The sequence below is a fragment of the Pseudovibrio sp. Tun.PSC04-5.I4 genome (genome assembly GCF_900104145.1).
Taxonomy (GTDB): Bacteria; Pseudomonadota; Alphaproteobacteria; order Rhizobiales; family Stappiaceae; genus Pseudovibrio.
Map to the genome: position 1 here is coordinate 4,043,046 of NZ_FNLB01000006.1, position 16,355 is coordinate 4,059,400.

The 16,355-nt window shown below is 53.0% G+C and carries 12 protein-coding genes; all 12 read left to right on the plus strand.

The genetic code is table 11. The annotated features are described in order from the left end of the window. The first annotated feature begins 3 nt into the window (after positions 1-3). The 12 genes from BLS62_RS24035 to ftsA all read left to right on the plus strand — a co-directional run bounded on the left by BLS62_RS24035 (position 4) and on the right by ftsA (position 16,244). Positions 4-357: a cell division protein FtsL gene (locus tag BLS62_RS24035; RefSeq protein ID WP_093187191.1), complete on the plus strand. Its 354-nt coding sequence runs from the start codon at positions 4-6 to the stop codon at positions 355-357. 12 nt (positions 358-369) lie between these two features. Next, positions 370-2,094 carry a peptidoglycan D,D-transpeptidase FtsI family protein gene (locus BLS62_RS24040; protein WP_093187193.1) on the plus strand — a complete coding sequence of 575 codons (1,725 nt, stop codon included), beginning with the start codon at positions 370-372 and terminating at the stop codon, positions 2,092-2,094. Between the two features lie 114 nt (positions 2,095-2,208). Beyond that, entirely contained in the window at positions 2,209-5,847 is a 3,639-nt protein-coding gene (locus BLS62_RS32845; protein ID WP_093187195.1) for a UDP-N-acetylmuramoylalanyl-D-glutamyl-2,6-diaminopimelate--D-alanyl-D-alanine ligase, read from the plus strand. 9 nt (positions 5,848-5,856) lie between these two features. Next, positions 5,857-6,951, plus strand: a complete 1,095-nt coding sequence (gene mraY / locus BLS62_RS24050) for a phospho-N-acetylmuramoyl-pentapeptide-transferase (protein WP_093187198.1) — start codon at positions 5,857-5,859, stop codon at positions 6,949-6,951. Positions 6,952-6,962: 11 nt separating this feature from the next. After that, a complete protein-coding gene (gene murD, locus BLS62_RS24055) occupies positions 6,963-8,363 on the plus strand; it encodes a UDP-N-acetylmuramoyl-L-alanine--D-glutamate ligase (protein WP_093187201.1) in 1,401 nt (466 codons plus the stop codon). Continuing rightward, the gene (locus tag BLS62_RS24060) at positions 8,363-9,520 is read left to right on the plus strand and encodes an FtsW/RodA/SpoVE family cell cycle protein (RefSeq protein ID WP_093187204.1); all 1,158 of its coding nucleotides are present in this window, start codon (positions 8,363-8,365) and stop codon (positions 9,518-9,520) included. Before murD ends, BLS62_RS24060 begins: the two co-directional genes overlap by 1 nt. A gap of 25 nt (positions 9,521-9,545) precedes the next feature. Next, positions 9,546-10,670, plus strand: coding sequence for an undecaprenyldiphospho-muramoylpentapeptide beta-N-acetylglucosaminyltransferase (gene murG, locus BLS62_RS24065; RefSeq protein WP_093187207.1), 1,125 nt, complete (start codon positions 9,546-9,548; stop codon positions 10,668-10,670). Further along, complete coding sequence (gene murC, locus BLS62_RS24070; protein ID WP_093187210.1) at positions 10,667-12,091, plus strand: UDP-N-acetylmuramate--L-alanine ligase; 1,425 nt, start codon at positions 10,667-10,669, stop codon at positions 12,089-12,091. The genes murG and murC overlap by 4 nt, the downstream gene beginning before the upstream one ends. Beyond that, positions 12,088-13,050, plus strand: a complete 963-nt coding sequence (murB, locus tag BLS62_RS24075) for a UDP-N-acetylmuramate dehydrogenase (RefSeq protein WP_093187213.1) — start codon at positions 12,088-12,090, stop codon at positions 13,048-13,050. The genes murC and murB overlap by 4 nt, the downstream gene beginning before the upstream one ends. Positions 13,051-13,099: 49 nt before the next feature. Beyond that, entirely contained in the window at positions 13,100-14,023 is a 924-nt protein-coding gene (locus BLS62_RS24080) for a D-alanine--D-alanine ligase (protein WP_093187217.1), read from the plus strand. After that, entirely contained in the window at positions 14,011-14,925 is a 915-nt protein-coding gene (locus tag BLS62_RS24085; RefSeq protein ID WP_208991070.1) for a cell division protein FtsQ/DivIB, read from the plus strand. The genes BLS62_RS24080 and BLS62_RS24085 overlap by 13 nt, the downstream gene beginning before the upstream one ends. Then, a complete protein-coding gene (ftsA, locus tag BLS62_RS24090; protein ID WP_093187220.1) occupies positions 14,922-16,244 on the plus strand; it encodes a cell division protein FtsA in 1,323 nt (440 codons plus the stop codon). Before BLS62_RS24085 ends, ftsA begins: the two co-directional genes overlap by 4 nt. The last annotated feature ends 111 nt before the right edge of the window (positions 16,245-16,355 follow it).

Sequence of the window (16,355 nt, forward strand, 5' to 3'; positions counted from 1 at the left end):
ATTATGCTACGCTTCGTCAATCTGTTCTTTGTTATTGCAGTGGTTATTGGTGCTGCGGTTGTTTACGACATTAAAATGTCCAACGAAAACCTAGCGGATCAGGTGCGCCTGCTCTCTAACGAGATCGCTAAGGAAAAGGACGAAATCCGCTACTACAAAGCGCAGTGGAGTGTGTTGAACCAACCGGGGCGCCTGCAGGGTATTGTTGATCGTTATAATGATATTTTGAAGTTAGAGCCGTTGCGCGCAGAGCAGATTACAACTCTGAAAGCGTTGCCCGTTAGACCTGTGCTCATGGAGCCGGTTTCTGCAGATGCGATGAGCGGATACGCCAGTCGCTTCACATCCGTACAGTAATAGGAGGGGTTTGTGGCCAGAATAGCTGACAGCTCCTTTTTGCGGCGGTCTAAGTCCAGTCCAAAACATGGCACGAGTGCGATCCGGCTACGTGGGCCCGGACGCTCGCGTATCTTCTTTGCCATGGTGCTTTTCATTGGTGTTTACGGAGCAATTGCGGGCCGTCTGGTTCTGCTTGGTTTGCAGGATGGCGATCCGGCTGAGCGGTTTTTGGCAGCTCAAAACAGTGGTACGCAATCGCGCCCTGATATTGTTGATCGCAATGGAGAAATTCTTGCGACCGATATCAAGAGTGCTGCGCTTTATGCGGAACCACGCAAAATTCCAGACACCGATGAAGTGTTTGACGGGCTGATCTCTGTTTTGCCTGAACTCGATACGCCTGCGATCAAGAAACGTCTTGAAAGCAATGCGCTGTTTACGTGGCTTAAGCGTGAGATCACTGTTGAGCAACGTCAGGCGATCCATGGCCTTGGCCTGCCAGGGGTTGGCTTTCGTAGGAGCAACAAACGGTTTTATCCCGGTGGGCAAACTGTCAGCCATATTCTAGGTACGGTGAACGTAGATAACCAAGGCCTTTCCGGCATGGAGAAATACGTTGATCAGGCGTGGCTGAAGGATCTTCAGGACCTTGGCTTTACGCAGGATAGTACTATGGAGCCGGTTCGGCTTTCCGTTGATCTGCGCGTCCAGCATGCGGTGCGAGATGAGCTGCTTAGGTCCATGGAGTACTACAAAGCCAAAGCGGCTATGGGTGTGGTGCTCAAGGTGGATACTGGCGAAGTTATCGCCATGACCTCACTGCCGGATTTTGATCCGAACAACCGTCAGCAAGCGCTTGAGGCGGAGCGTATGAACCGTGTTACGGGCGGTGTGTATGAGATGGGCTCTATCTTTAAGGGCATTACTGTTGCAATGGCGCTGGATAGCGGCAAGGTGAAGCTGGAGGATAGTTTTGATGCCACAAAGCCTATCCGTATTGCGGGTCAGAAGATTGATGATTTCCACGGTAAACGCCGGGTTCTGACGGTGCCTGAAATTTTCATTTATTCTTCCAACATCGGCACTATCAAGATGATGCAGAAGGCGGGTATTCCTGCTCAAAAAGCGTTTTTGAAGAAGATCGGGCTGACAGAGAAGTTGCAAACGGAAATGCCGGGTGTTGCGCGTCCTTTGCTTCCTCCAAAGTGGAGTGAACTTGCGGCAATGACCATCTCTTTTGGTCATGGTTTGGGCGTGACCCCGCTTCAGATGGCCGTTGCTGGTGCTGCTCTGGTGAATGGCGGTAAGTACCTCCAACCAACTTTTCTGCCACGCACTGTTGAGCAGGCGGACAAGATAGCGAAACAAGTTCTGGCTCCTGAAACCAGCGAAATTCTTCGATATCTTAACCGTGAAAACGTGTTGCGTGGATCAGGTCGCCGGGCTGCGGTGCCGGGTTACGATGTTGGTGGAAAGACAGGGACGGCACAGAAAGTGGTCGACGGCCGCTACGCAGAGGGTATTTATCTGAATTCCTTCCTGTCTGCTTTTCCCATGTCTAACCCCCAATACCTTGTTTTGATTGTGTTGGATGAGCCGCAAAAAGTGGAAGGTCAACGCTACTCGACAGCCGGGTGGAATGCGACGCCAACCACAGCATCTGTTATCCGCAGAATTGCACCGATGTTGGGTGTGGTGCCTGATTTCGTGGATGACGCAGAAACCATTCCGGTTTCTTATCAGAGCCGGAATTAAACAAGAGCCAATTGAATGAGGCAGTACATGGTCATATTGAGGGGAATTGAAGTCATCAATTTTCATCGACCACTTTGCCACATTCATGTCTCATAGGCCGGACATATCGACATCATGTTGCTTAAAGACCTTACAAAACAAGAGATAGAATCCGCTGAAGCTGATGGATCAGACAGCGTTGATACTCTCACTATTACAGGGCTTACTGCTGATAGTCGGGCAGTTGAGCCAGGTTTTGTATTTGCGGCCTTAGATGGCGTCAAAGTTGATGGTGCGCGGTTTATTTCGCAGGCCGTGGACGCTGGCGCTGCTGCAATTTTGATAGATGCTGCACGTGTTACCGATGAAATTCGCGGGCAAGCCAAGCTGGTTGCTTTGATCGCTGCGGAGGATGCGCGTAAGGAACTTGCGTTGATGGCTGCTGCGTTTTCTGGTGAACAACCAGAGCGAATGGTAGCTGTGACGGGTACAGCGGGCAAAACGTCGGTTGCTGTGTTCATTCGCCAGATTTTTGAATATGCGGGGCACGTTTCTGCCAGTCTTGGGACGATCGGCACGGTTACGTCTACGGGCCAGAGTTATGGCGGCCTGACAACGCCGGATCCTGTCTCCTTGCATCAGGATTTAAAGCGTCTGGTAGACGATGGAGTTACCCATGCTGCCATGGAGGCATCCAGCCACGGGTTGGATCAGTTTCGTCTGGATGGGGTGCGTATTTGTGCTGCTGGGTTTACCAATCTTGGCCGCGACCATATGGACTATCATTCGACCATTGAGGATTACCTGCAAGCCAAACTGCGCTTGTTTAAGGAGATTCTTCCTGATGATGGTGTGGTTGTTGTTGATCCGGAAACTCAGTTTTCTGATCGTGTGCTTGCGATTGCCGAAGAACGCGGGCTCAAGACATTCACCATTGGCTACTTTGGCGATGACCTGAAGCTCCTTAGTGTTGAGCCGGAAGGATTTAGTCAGGTCTTACAGTTGGAAACAGCTGAAGGCCTGTATTCTGTTGCATTGCCGCTTGCTGGTGATTTTCAAGTCTCCAATGCGCTGCTCGCTGCGGGGCTGGCTATTTCTGCTGGTATTCCAGTTCAGACAGTGTTGGAAGCGTTGACAGTGTTGCAAGGCGCACCGGGGCGTATTGAGCTTGTTGGTTCGCGCGAAAACGGCGCGCTGGTGTTTGTAGATTATGCCCACAAACCGGAGGCCTTGGAAAATGTGTTGGCGGCACTGCGTCCGTTTGCATCTGGGCGTCTAATCAGCGTGTTTGGTTGTGGTGGTGACCGGGATACAGGAAAGCGTCAGCTGATGGGCGAGATTTCTGCTCGCCTTGCCGATGTTTCCATTGTGACTGATGATAACCCGCGTACTGAAGATCCAGATGCTATTCGTGCTGAGATTGTTGTAGCTTGTCCGGGTGCATTGGAGATCGGTGATCGGGCTGTGGCGATCCAGCAGGCCATTGGCATGCTGCAAGCAGGTGATGTGCTTTGTATTGCGGGTAAAGGGCATGAAACCGGCCAGATTGTTGGATCTGAAGTTCTGCCATTTTCTGATCATGAAGCGGTGCAAGGTGCATTGACACTTGCAGGCGAGCAAGCGGATGCTCCGGCCTCCTCAGAGGGAGAAGCCTCTGAATTCTCCTTAGACCTCGATGAAATGGATTTACTTGCCGGGGACGGTGAGGATGATGCGGCAGCTGATTTGAGCGATGATGATTTACTGGCTGCTGTTCAGGTTGGTGTTGAAGAACTTGAAGCTGTTCTGCCAGAAAACCCTGATGGTAGCGAAGATCAGGTTGAAGAAGATTGGCTTGTGCTGGAGGAAGACGCGCTTGGCAGCGACGATCTTGCCGATGCTGAGTTGGCGGATGCTGAATCTCGTGATCCAGAGCTTGCCAAGGAAACTTTTCCTACTGTTGCCGTGGATACGCCTGATGCGCTTGAAGATGAGCTGCTGGGTGATTTAGTGGCTATCGAAGCAGAAGCAGAAGCAGAAGCGATTGTTGCGGATGAAGGCCTTGAAGAGGTTGCCCCCATTGCAGCAGAGGATGTATCGCAAGCTCCTGAACCTGAGTTACCTGTTGAGCCTGAAATCCAGAGTGAACCAGAAATACAGAGTGAGCCAGAAGCGCCAAGTGAACCAGATCCTGTTCTGGACATTCCGGTGCCTGTTGCTGAATCTGATGAAACGCCTGCGAAAAAATCCGTACCTAAGTCAGCGATAGACAAGCCTAAGTGGACTATCGTTCCCCATATCAACCTGTTGGATTCAGAAGTTAAGTCGGAATATGAGCGGCAAATGATTGAACTGCCTGATATTGATCGTGGGCCGCTATGGACACTTACAGATTTTCTTGAAGCCGTGGACGGGGATGTCCTTGGTGACGTGACAACTGATGTGACCGGTATTTCCATTGATAGCCGGACATTACAGCCCGGTGATGCGTATTTCTCCGTCAAAGGCGAAAACTTTGATGGACATCTATTTGCAGTGGCAGCGGTGGAAGCGGGGGCATCTGTTGCTGTCGTCTCACGTGAAAAACTGTCGGAGTTGCCTGAAGGCGGTCGTTATGTGGTCGTTGATGATGTGCTTAAGGCACTAGAGCGGCTTGGTGTTGCAGCTCGTGCCCGGAGTAAGGCCCGTATTATTGCGGTGACTGGTTCTGTTGGTAAGACCGGGACGAAAGAAGCGTTGCGGCTTTGCCTGTCTAAATCCGGCTTTACACATGCGCCCGTTGCCAGTTTCAATAACCATTGGGGTGTGCCTCTCACGCTTGCGCGTATGCATGCTGACACCGAGTTTGGGATTTTTGAAATCGGCATGAACCACCGCGGCGAGATCACGCCGCTGGTGAAGATGGTGCGCCCACATGTGGCGATTGTGACCACTGTTGAGCCGGTCCATCTGGAAGCCTTCAACTCTATCGAAGACATTGCCCGTGCCAAAGGGGAGATTTTCTCCGGCCTTGAACGGGGTGGTGTGGCTATTTTGAACCGTGACAACCGGCAGTATGATTTGCTGCGGTATCTGGCAGCTGTGTCTGGTGTGAAAAACATCGTCAGCTTTGGGATGCGGGCGGGCGCGCAATCTATTGCCAAGAAGGTTGCAGCTAACCCTGATTGTTCTTGCTTGAATGCGAGCATTCTGGGGCAGGAAATATCCTACAAGATCGGTGCTCCCGGTGCGCACCATGTCATCAACTCTCTCGGGGTTTTGACGGGTGTGATGGAACTGGGCGCAAACCTTGCGTTTGCCGGTCTTGCGCTTGCGGAAATGGAAGCACCCATAGGGCGAGGGGCGCAGTCGGTTCTGGATATGAACGGCGGCTTGGCTCTACTCATTGATGAAAGCTATAATGCGAACCCTGCCAGCATGAAAGCGGCGATCAAACTGGTTGCTGATTTGCCTGTCAAACGGTCTGGCCGGCGCATTGCTGTTTTGGGTGATATGCTCGAATTAGGTGCAAATTCTGACAAGTTGCACGCTGACCTTGCGCGCGAACTGGATCAAGGCAAGATCGACATCGTTTATTGTGTGGGAACTCACATGAAGGTGCTGTGGGAGCGGTTGCCTGCACCGTCCCGAGGCGCTTATTCAGAGACCTCCGATAAACTGGAAAAACACCTGCTGTCGGACGTGCGTCCCAACGACATCGTTATGATTAAGGGCTCACTGGGGACCCGTATGGGTCCTCTGGTCGATGCTTTGAAGAAACGTTTTCCCGAGCCGGCTTCAGCCGGTGAGTCCTGAGGTTGTATAATGCTATACTTGCTGGCGGAGCTTGCTGAGGTTTACCCTTACTTTTCCGCATTAAATGTTTTCAAATACATTACGTTCCGCACCGGCGGAGCGATTATGACTGCGTTGCTTTTTGTGTTTTTGTTTGGCCCACGCATCATTACCGCTTTGCGATCGCGTCAAGGACACGGCCAGCCAATTCGTGAAGACGGACCTCAGAGCCATCTGCTGACCAAAAAGGGCACGCCAACCATGGGCGGCCTGATGATCCTTTCCGGGATGATTGTTGCAACGCTGTTGTGGGCTGATCTGGGTAATCCTTACACTTGGATCGTTCTGGGTGTGACCATTGGTTTTGGCCTGATTGGATTTTATGATGATTATCTGAAGGTCACCAGCTCCTCTCATAAAGGATTTAGCGGTAAGGCGCGTCTTGGGTTTGAGTTCTTGATTGCTGGCGCAGCGGCCTTTGCTGTGACGCTTTTGGATGCTGAACCCTTTTCTACCAGCATTGGTTTTCCGTTTTTCAAAGAGCTCACGCTGAATCTTGGTCTGTTCTTCATCCCATTCGCTGCTTTCGTGGTTGTTGGCGCGGGCAATGCGGTGAATCTGACTGATGGTCTTGATGGACTGGCAATTGTACCTGTGATGATTGCTGCCGGCTCGTTTGGTCTGGTAGCCTACCTGACGGGTAACGCGGTATTCTCCAGCTATCTGCAAATCCATTATGTGGCGGGGACAGGTGAACTAGCTGTAGTTTGTGGTGCTGTGATTGGTGCCGGGCTGGGGTTCTTGTGGTTCAACGCGCCTCCAGCCGCCATCTTCATGGGTGATACGGGCTCTCTGGCACTGGGCGGCATGCTTGGCGCGATTGCTGTTGCGACCAAACACGAAATCGTTCTGGCAATTATTGGTGGTTTGTTTGTGCTTGAGGCTGTTTCTGTGATTGTACAGGTGGCCTCCTTTAAGTTGACCGGTAAGCGTGTGTTCCGCATGGCGCCTATTCATCACCATTTCGAGCATCTGGGCTGGACTGAAAGTCAGGTGGTTATTCGCTTCTGGATTATTGCTGTTGTGCTGGCCTTGGTTGGGCTTGCCACACTGAAGCTGCGCTAGGAGAGACCAAGATGATCCCCATTCGTCATATGGCTGGCAAAGAAGTTGCATTGTTCGGACTCGGTGAGTCCGGGCTTGTCACTGCGCGCGCGCTTGAGGCTGGTGGGGCTCGTGTTGATGTATGGGATGACAATGCTGACCGCGTTGCCGCTGCTGAAGAGCAGGGGTTTGCGACCCTTGATCTGCGAGAAGCGCATATGGCCCGTTATGAAGCGCTTGTTGTCGCTCCGGGTGTTCCACTTACTCATCCTGAGCCGCACTGGAGTGTGGTTCGGGCGCAGGAGGCTGGCATTCCTGTCATTGGTGATGTGGAGCTTTTCGTGAGCGAGCGGGAAGCTGTTTGTCCAGAAGCTGCGTTTGTGGCGATCACCGGCACCAACGGTAAATCTACGACAACAGCGTTGATCTCTCACATCCTCAAAGAATGCGGGTTGGACGTGCAGATGGGCGGCAATATCGGTCGCCCTGTGTTGGACCTGGATAGCTTGTCCGAGGATCGTGTTTATGTGGTTGAGGTCTCCTCCTACCAGATTGACCTTGCGCCAAGCCTTGTCCCCGATATTGGTGTGATGCTGAACTTGTCACCGGACCATCTGGACCGACATGGCGATATGGATCATTACGCCTCCATCAAGGAGCGGCTTGTGAAGGCGGCGCGTCTTGCTGTTGTTGGTGTAGACGATGACTTGAGTGCAGCTGTCGCACAGCGTTTGATTGAGCGTGAAGAGCCGGTTGAATGCATCTCCTGCCAGAGTGCAGTTGAGACAGGCGTTTATGCGGAAGACGGTTGCGTTTACGAGATGTTTGAAGGTGAGGGCGTTGAAGTTGCCGACTTATCCTCCTCCAACTCGCTGCGTGGAGCGCACAATGGCCAGAATGCTGCGGCGGCTGTGGCTGTTTGCGGTGCGCTTGGTCTTGAGCTTGACGAGATTTCGAAGGCACTGCTGACCTTCCCCGGTTTGGCACATCGGCTTAAGCTGGTTGCGCGGGCGGGCAAGGTGTTGTTTGTAAATGACAGCAAGGCCACCAACGCAGAAGCGGCAGCCCATGGATTGGCGGCGTTCGATCGGATTTACTGGATTGCAGGTGGACGCCCGAAAGCTGGCGGTATTTCCTCCCTGCGGGCATACTTCCTGAAGGTTGCAAAAGCTTATCTGATTGGCGAAGCGGCTGATGAGTTTGCTCAGGAGCTGGATGGCTCCGTTGAGGTTTACAAGTTTGCAAGCCTTGCTCTGGCTGTAGAAGCTGCTGCAAAAGATGCAGCTCGTGATGAGAACGGCGAAGTCGTGGTGTTGTTATCCCCTGCCTGTGCCTCTTTTGACCAGTTCAAGAGCTTTGAAGTTCGCGGTGATGCATTTGAGAGTGCTGCGATTGCAGCTGCCCAAGTGCTGACTGGTGAGGGGGCTAGCTGATGGTTTCGCGCGTAGATCGCAGTGCATTTTCTGAATGGCTTTGGACAATTGACCGGTACATGCTGGTGGGAATTTTCATTCTCATGGTGTCGGGTCTTGTTCTGTCGCTTGCAGCCAGTCCGCCTGTTGCAGAACGGATCGGGCTGGAAAGCTTCTACTTTGTGAAGAAACAAGCGGCCTTCCTTATTCCCAGTATTGCGTTGATGCTTGGCATCTCGGCCTTATCGCCGCGCTATGTGCGCCGAGCTGCGTTGCTCGTGTTTTGCGCAATGCTGGTTTTGCTGCTGGGGACCTTGTTCTTTGGAGCTGATATTAAGGGTGCACGGCGCTGGATTAGTCTGTTTGGGGTCTCTATTCAGCCCTCCGAGTTTATTAAACCAGCTCTTGTTGTGATCATCTCCTTCCTTTTGTCGGAAGGGCGTAAAGCGCAAGGCGTACCGGGACAGTTGATCTCGATTATTCTGTTTGCTGTTGTGGCTGCCATGTTGGTTGCTCAGCCTGACTTTGGTCAGACCATGCTGCTGACAATCGTGCTGTTTGCTCTGTTCTTCCTCAACGGTCTTTCGTGGTTGGCGATTGTGCCACTTGGTCTTCTTGGCATTCTTGGGGTTGGCGCTGGGTTTACCTACCTGCCGCATGTGCGTGGCCGTATCATGCGTTTTCTTGATCCCTCTAGTGGTGATACCTACCAGATTGATAAGGCCATCGACTCCTTTATTGCGGGCGGTTGGCTGGGTCGCGGTGTGGGTGAAGGCACTGTGAAACGTATTTTGCCAGATAGTCATACGGACTTTGTCTTTGCGGTGGCGGCGGAAGAATATGGCATCATTGTTTGCGTTTTATTGGTGAGTGTCTTCGCGTTTGTTGTTCTGCGCGGTCTTTACATGGCGACGCAGGATCAGGACCCGTTTGGCCGTTTGGCCTCCTCTGGTCTTATCGTGATGTTTGGGTTGCAGAGCTGCATTAACATGGCTGTGAACCTCAATCTCATACCTGCTAAAGGGATGACGTTGCCGTTGATTTCTTCTGGTGTGTCTTCATTGATGGCGATTTCTTTAACTATGGGTTTTGTTCTGGCGTTGACGCGTAAGCGGCCTCACCCGCGTAAGAACCCGATTATTAGTGTTCCGCGTGCTGCCCCTGCGCAGCACGCTTAGATTATTTATTGTGTCGGAGAGTGAAATGAAGCCGAAGATTATGCTCACAGCTGGAGGAACGGGTGGTCACTTGTTTCCTGCACAAGCGCTAGCCGGTGAGCTTATGCGCCGTGGGTATGGTGTTGAGCTGATCACTGACAGCAGAGCTGACAGGTACGGCAGTGCGTTTCCGGCTGATAAAGTGCATCTGGTGAAGAGCGATACCATTCGCAGCAAAAACCCGATCTCTCTTGTCAAAACGGCCATTAAGCTTGGACTTGGCACATTACAGGCGATGAAGGCAATCCGCGCGGCTAAGCCTGCTGCGATTGTTGGCTTTGGTGGGTATCCAACTTTTCCGCCTATGTTTGCTGCGCGTTTGCTTGGTGTGCCTTCTATTTTGCATGAAGCAAATGCAGTGATGGGCCGCGCAAACCGGATGCTTGCCAAAGGGGCACGTTCTGTTGCGACCAGTTTCCCGTTGCAGTCCTTGCCTGCTGATCTGGCGGCAAAGGCGGTTATGACCGGCAATCCTTTGCGCGATAATGTGATCGCGGTTTGTGGGCATGCTTATAACTCACCGGAAGAGGGTGGTGCTTTCCATCTGTTGGTGTTTGGCGGGTCGCAGGGCGCGCGCGTCTTTTCTCAAGTTTTGCCAGAGGCACTTAAGTTGATGGCGCCGGAAGACCGCGAGCGGCTGGTGATCGTACAGCAGACACGGCCGGAAGACCTTGATGCTGTTGAAGCGGCCTATCGTGAGATGGGTGTTGCTGCTCAAGTGGCGTCCTTCTTTACCGACTTGCCGGAGCGCATTGCTGCGGCACATCTTGTTATTAGCCGGTCTGGTGCTGGAACTGTTTGTGAACTGGCTGCCATTGGGCGCCCCTCCATTCTGGTTCCGCTGCCGAGTGCTTTGGATAATGATCAGGGCCGCAATGCTGAAGTGCTTGCTGAAGTAGGTGGGGCATGGCCGATTGCACAAAAAGAACTGGATCCGCAAAGACTGGCCTTTGAGTTGAAAGAACTTATGGATAATCCGGGCCGTCTGGTTTTGGCAGCACAAGCAGCATTGGCGCAAGGCGCGCCGCATGCCGTGCAGCGCCTTGCAGACCTGACTGAAACACTTGTCGGCTCTGTTCCGACAACGACAAAGAAAGAGGCCACCTCATGAAAATGCCAGTAGATATTGGTGGTGTGCATTTCGTCGGTATCGGCGGCATCGGCATGAGCGGTATTGCAGAAGTTCTGCATAACCTCGGGTACCGTGTGCAAGGCTCTGACATGTCTGAGAGCGCGAACGTTCAACGTTTACGCGAAAAAGGCATCAAGGTCATGGTTGGGCACAATGCCGAGAACCTTGACGGTGCCGATATCTGCGTCATCTCCTCTGCGATCAAAGGCAGTAATGTGGAGCTGAAAGCTGCGCGTGAAAAAAACATGCCTGTTGTGCGCCGTGCTGAGATGCTGGCGGAGTTGATGCGCTTTAAACAGGCGATTGCCATTGGCGGCACTCACGGCAAGACGACGACAACCTCTATGGTTGCGGCGCTGCTGGACGCTGGTCATATGGACCCGACTGTTATCAATGGCGGCATCATCAACGCTTATGGCACCAACGCTCGTATGGGTGAGGGTGATTGGATGGTTGTTGAGGCGGATGAGTCTGATGGGACGTTTGTCAAGCTTCCTGCAGATATTGCTGTTGTGACCAACATCGACCCTGAGCACCTTGATCACTATGGTGATTTTGATGGTGTACGGGCAGCGTTCGCGCAGTTTGTTGAGAATGTGCCGTTCTACGGTTTTGCGGTGATGTGTCTTGATCATCCTGAGGTTCAAAGCCTAGTCGGGCAGATTGAAGATCGCCGTATTGTGACCTATGGAACGAACCCGCAGTCTGACATTCGGTTTACGGATGTATCGACCAAGGGCGGGAAGTCCATCTTCTCCGTGACTATTCATGATCGCCGTGGCAACAAAGTAATTGAGTTGAAAGACCTCGTGCTGCCTATGCCGGGTCTGCACAATGTTTCCAACGCGACTGCTGCAATTGCGGTGGCGCATACGCTGGGTATTTCCGGTGAGTGTATCCGCAATGGTCTTGCCTCGTTTGGTGGTGTGAAGCGCCGCTTTACGCAGACCGGGACATGGAATGGCGTTGAGATTTTTGATGATTATGGGCACCATCCTGTCGAGATCAAATCTGTGTTGCATGCAGCGCGGGACGCCAGCGAAGGTAAAGTGATTGCTGTGATGCAACCGCATCGCTTCTCCCGTCTGGAAAGCTTGTTTGATGATTTCTGTGCCTGCTTCAATGACGCAGATCGTGTGATCATTGCGCCTGTGTTTGCTGCGGGTGAGCAGCCAATCAAGGGTGCTGATCAGTCGGACTTGGTTTCTGGTCTCAAATCGGGTGGTCACCGTTCTGTTCACAGCATGGCCGGGCCGGAAGAGTTGGCTGGTCTTATCGCTGAGATGGCCGAGCCGGGCGATATTGTTATGTTCCTTGGTGCTGGCAATATTACGCAGTGGGCTTACAGCCTGCCGAAAGAACTGGAAGAGCTTTCCGCCAAAGATGGAGAGCATGCATGAGCTATCCCGATCTGACACCGCTTCTGGGTGATGCTATCGACGATATTCGAGGTCGTTTGATCCCGAACCAGCTGCTTTCTGCTGTGACGTGGTTTCGTGTTGGCGGACCTGCGCAATTGATGTTCCAGCCTGCTGATGAAGCTGATCTGGCTGTGTTCCTGAAGGCGTTGCCAGAAGACGTGCCAGTAACTGTGGTTGGGCTTGGGTCCAATCTGCTGGTTCGTGATGGTGGGTTGGAAGGTGTTGTTATTCGACTGCCAATTCGTGGGTTTGGTCAGGTTGAGTATCTGGGCGGACATCAGCTAAGGGCAGGGGCTTGTGTCCCTGACAAGAAGCTGGCGGAAGAAGCAGCGAAGACGGGGACGGGTGGATTTGCATTTTACACCGGTATTCCCGGTGCTGTTGGTGGAGCGCTGCGGATGAATGCAGGCGCACACGGAACTGAGACAAAAGACCGGGTTGTTAACGTTAACGCGGTAACAAGGTCTGGTGAACTCCTCACGCTTTCCAATGAGGACATGGGCTATGCCTATCGTCATTCTTCGGCCTCCCAAGACCTGATTTTTACCTCAGCGGTATTTGAGGGCATTGCGCAGAGCGAAGACGAGATCCGTGCTGAGATGGCAGAGGTGGTTGCTCACCGTGAACGGGCGCAGCCAATTCGTGAGAAAACCGGTGGCTCAACCTTCAAAAACCCCGAGGGGCACAGTGCCTGGAAGGTGGTTGATGAGGCCGGATGCCGAGGAAAGCAGATCGGCGGCGCAAAAATGTCGGAATTACACTGCAACTTTATGTTGAATGTTGCTGATGCTACCGCCCACGATTTGGAATTGCTTGGCGAGACTGTTCGCTCTGAGGCTTTGGCCAAGACAGGGATGCGTCTGGAATGGGAAATCAAGCGCCTTGGGGCGTTTGTAGACGGTGCGGCGATTGAGCCGTTTTTGGGTAACGCGGGCTAACTCCGACCATGTGTTGTTTTAGGTGTTTTAATCGGAATTGGGTTTTGTGATGGCCAAGCATGTAGCAGTTTTGATGGGCGGATGGGTTGCAGAGCGTCCGGTCTCCCTTGCCTCTGGCGAGGACTGTGCCACTGCGCTTGAAACGGCTGGCTATGAGGTGACGCGTGTAGATGTTGACCGCAACATCTCCGCAGTCCTTAAAGACCTGAAACCTGATGTTGCCTTTAATGCCTTGCACGGACCTTTTGGTGAAGACGGTGCCATTCAGGGTATTTTAGAAGTTCTGGACATTCCTTATACGCACTCCGGCGTTATGGCATCTGCACTTGCTATGAATAAGGAAAAAGCCAAAGCCGTGATGAAAGCGGCTGGTGTGCCTGTTGCCAATTCAATGGTGGTGAGCCGCGCTGATGCAGCGCGCCGCCACGTGATGGAACCGCCTTATGTCATCAAGCCGATTAGTGAGGGGTCGTCCTTTGGTGTGCTTATTGTGCAAGAGGGACAGGAGTACCCACCGCAAGAATTGACCCGCGAAGATTGGGCATTTGGTGAAATGTTGATGGTAGAGCGTTACATCCCCGGTCGCGAGTTGACGTGCGCGGTAATGGGTAATGTGGCTTTGGGCATCATCGATATTGTGCCATTGGGTCACAAATATTACGATTATGCTGCAAAATACGTCCCAGGCGGTTCACAACACATACTTCCTGCGGAAATTTTACCATCTGTTTACCAAGAAATACAAAAATCAAGTCTCAGGGCGCATCAGGCTCTGGGCTGCCGCGGTGTTACTCGTGCCGACTTCCGTTTTAACGAAGGACCCGGTGGCCTTGGAGAACTGATTTGTCTTGAAGTAAACACTCAACCCGGCATGACGCCAACATCGCTCCTACCGGAAATCGCGGCACATGCCGGACATGATTTCCCAGAGTTGGTCAGTTGGATCGTGGAGGACGCAAGTTGCGGAAGATAAAGGCGAAATTGTTTGCGATGCGAGATCGTACAGGTGGCTGGAGCACGCGCTTCAGAAGCCGTGGCGTATCGCGTCTGCACCAGAAATCCGCTTGGGGGGTTACTGGGTTTTTTGCTGTTATTCCTTCCTGGGCGCCGACTGCAAGCGCTCTGGGTTTCCTCGCTTTGTCCGCTATCTACGGGATTACACTGGGCGGTCATGTCCGTGAAGTGAGCGAATCAGTTACCTCCGCCGTTGGTTTTGCTGTTGGCGAGATCGAAATGGATGGATTGCAGCGCGTAACGGAGTTTCAGGTGCTTGAAGCGCTGGAACTTCATGATCGTCCTTCCTTGCTGCTGTTTGATGCAGGTGAGGCGAAAACACGGCTGGAAGGCATTGCATGGATCAAAAGTGCATCCTTACAAAAATTCTATCCCGGTACTCTTCGGGTCGTGGTTCAAGAGCAAGTGCCTTACGCGCTTTGGCAGCGCGGTGACATTACGTCGGTCATTGATAAAAAGGGCAAGGTCATCACGGATGAAGTGGATGGCCGCTATGCGAATTTGCTTCGTGTGGTGAACCACGGTGCGCAGTTGCGTGCTGGCGAAATTATGAGTGAGTTGGAAAAGTTCCCGGGCATCCGAGCCCGTGTTCGTGCAGCGCAGTTGCGCTCCGAACGCCGCTGGGATCTTGCCATGGAAAATGGAATTACGGTGCGGTTGCCGGAATTCAAAGTTGAGGAAGCTCTGGCCGAACTCAAAAAGCTCGATGATCAGGGTGGATTGCTCTCTCGTGATATTGTTGCGGTGGACCTGCGATTGCAAGATCGTGTTGTTGTACGTCTTTCCGAGGATGCAGCTTTGCGCCGCCAGACAACGATTAAGGGACGTCCTAACCGCTCAAAGAATGGGAGGGACACATGAACGCGAATAAGAATGTGATTTTCCTACCGCGTATGCGGCCTTTGCCAAGCCGCCGCTCTGTTGTGGTTTCCGTTCTGGACGTCGGCTCCACGAAAGTGTGTTGTATTATAGCGAAATTGGTGCCTGGTGAAGAGGAGGCCCTGATGCCGGGTCGTTCTCATGGCATTGAGGTGCTTGGCTACGGCTATCAAGCCTCTGCTGGTATCAAGTCCGGTGTGGTGGTGGACATGGATCAGGCGGAGCAGGCGATCCGCCGCGCCGTTGATCAGGCCGAGCGTATGGCTGGTGTGATGGTGGAAACACTGCTGGTGACTGTGACTTGTGGTCGCCTCCAGAGTGAGATTTTCTCTGCGACTGTACCTCTTGGAACTGAAAGTGTTACAGAAGCTGACATTCAGCGGGTTCTATCTGCAGGTTCCACGCATACAGCCACTGAGGGCCGGGCGGTGATGCATGCGCTGCCGATCTCGTACGCGCTGGATGGCAACCGGGGTATTCGTGATCCGCGCGGCATGATGGGCCGCAAGCTGGGCGTTGATATGCAGGTGGTTTCTGCGGAAGTGCCGCCTGTGCGTAATCTGGAGCTGTGTATCGAGCGCGGTCATTTGCATGTGGAAACACTTGTTGCGACGCCCTATGCCTCTGGACTTTCCACGCTGGTGGAAGATGAAACAGAACTAGGTGTTGCCTGCATCGACATGGGCGGCGGTACGACGACAATTTCCATCTTCGTGGATGGCCAGATGGTTCATCTGGACGGGCTGGCAGTTGGTGGCAATCACGTAACGATGGATGTGGCGCGGGCGCTTTCAACACGCATGGAAGCTGCGGAACGCCTTAAGGTTTTACATGGGTCGGCCCTGCCAAGTGTGGTGGACGACCGTGATTTTATTCAGGTACCGCCTGTTGATACAGATGGAGATCTGCCAACGCAGATCCCACGGGCGATGCTAACGCGGGTTATTCGCCCGCGTGTTGAAGAGATATTGGAGATGGTGCGAGACCGGATTGTCGCTTCCGGTTTTGCTGGCCGAGTGGGTAAACGCGTTGTGTTGACAGGAGGGGGCAGTCAATTGACCGGCCTTTCTGAGACGGCACGACGTATTCTTGGACGCAACGTGCGTCTGGGGCGTCCGCTGGGTATTTCCGGTTTGCCAGAGGAAGCCAAGGGTCCGGCTTTCTCGGCGGCTGTGGGCTTGCTGATTTATCCGCAGGTTGCGCAGATAGAACAATTTGAACCCCGGCACCAACGCCGCGGCCTTTCCGGGCGCGGGAGCTATTTGGCTCGAGTTGGTCAGTGGATTCGAGAAAGTTTTTAGGCGGGGAACGCATAACCCCCGTTACTACAAGTTTCGCCAGATGCGGCGGACGCACGAGAGGAAGAACGACATGCCCGAATTCGGGCATGTTATTAGGGTCGCGAGGTTAAT

Coding starts and splice junctions, on each gene's coding strand:
- BLS62_RS24035 (WP_093187191.1), top strand. CDS start 4: ATGCTACGCTTCGTCAATCTGTTCTTTGTTATTGCAGTGGTTATTGGT.
- BLS62_RS24060 (WP_093187204.1), top strand. CDS start 8,363: ATGGTTTCGCGCGTAGATCGCAGTGCATTTTCTGAATGGCTTTGGACA.
- murC (WP_093187210.1), top strand. CDS start 10,667: ATGAAAATGCCAGTAGATATTGGTGGTGTGCATTTCGTCGGTATCGGC.
- ftsA (WP_093187220.1), top strand. CDS start 14,922: ATGAACGCGAATAAGAATGTGATTTTCCTACCGCGTATGCGGCCTTTG.
- murG (WP_093187207.1), top strand. CDS start 9,546: ATGAAGCCGAAGATTATGCTCACAGCTGGAGGAACGGGTGGTCACTTG.
- murB (WP_093187213.1), top strand. CDS start 12,088: ATGAGCTATCCCGATCTGACACCGCTTCTGGGTGATGCTATCGACGAT.
- murD (WP_093187201.1), top strand. CDS start 6,963: ATGATCCCCATTCGTCATATGGCTGGCAAAGAAGTTGCATTGTTCGGA.
- BLS62_RS24080 (WP_093187217.1), top strand. CDS start 13,100: ATGGCCAAGCATGTAGCAGTTTTGATGGGCGGATGGGTTGCAGAGCGT.
- BLS62_RS32845 (WP_093187195.1), top strand. CDS start 2,209: ATGTTGCTTAAAGACCTTACAAAACAAGAGATAGAATCCGCTGAAGCT.
- mraY (WP_093187198.1), top strand. CDS start 5,857: ATGCTATACTTGCTGGCGGAGCTTGCTGAGGTTTACCCTTACTTTTCC.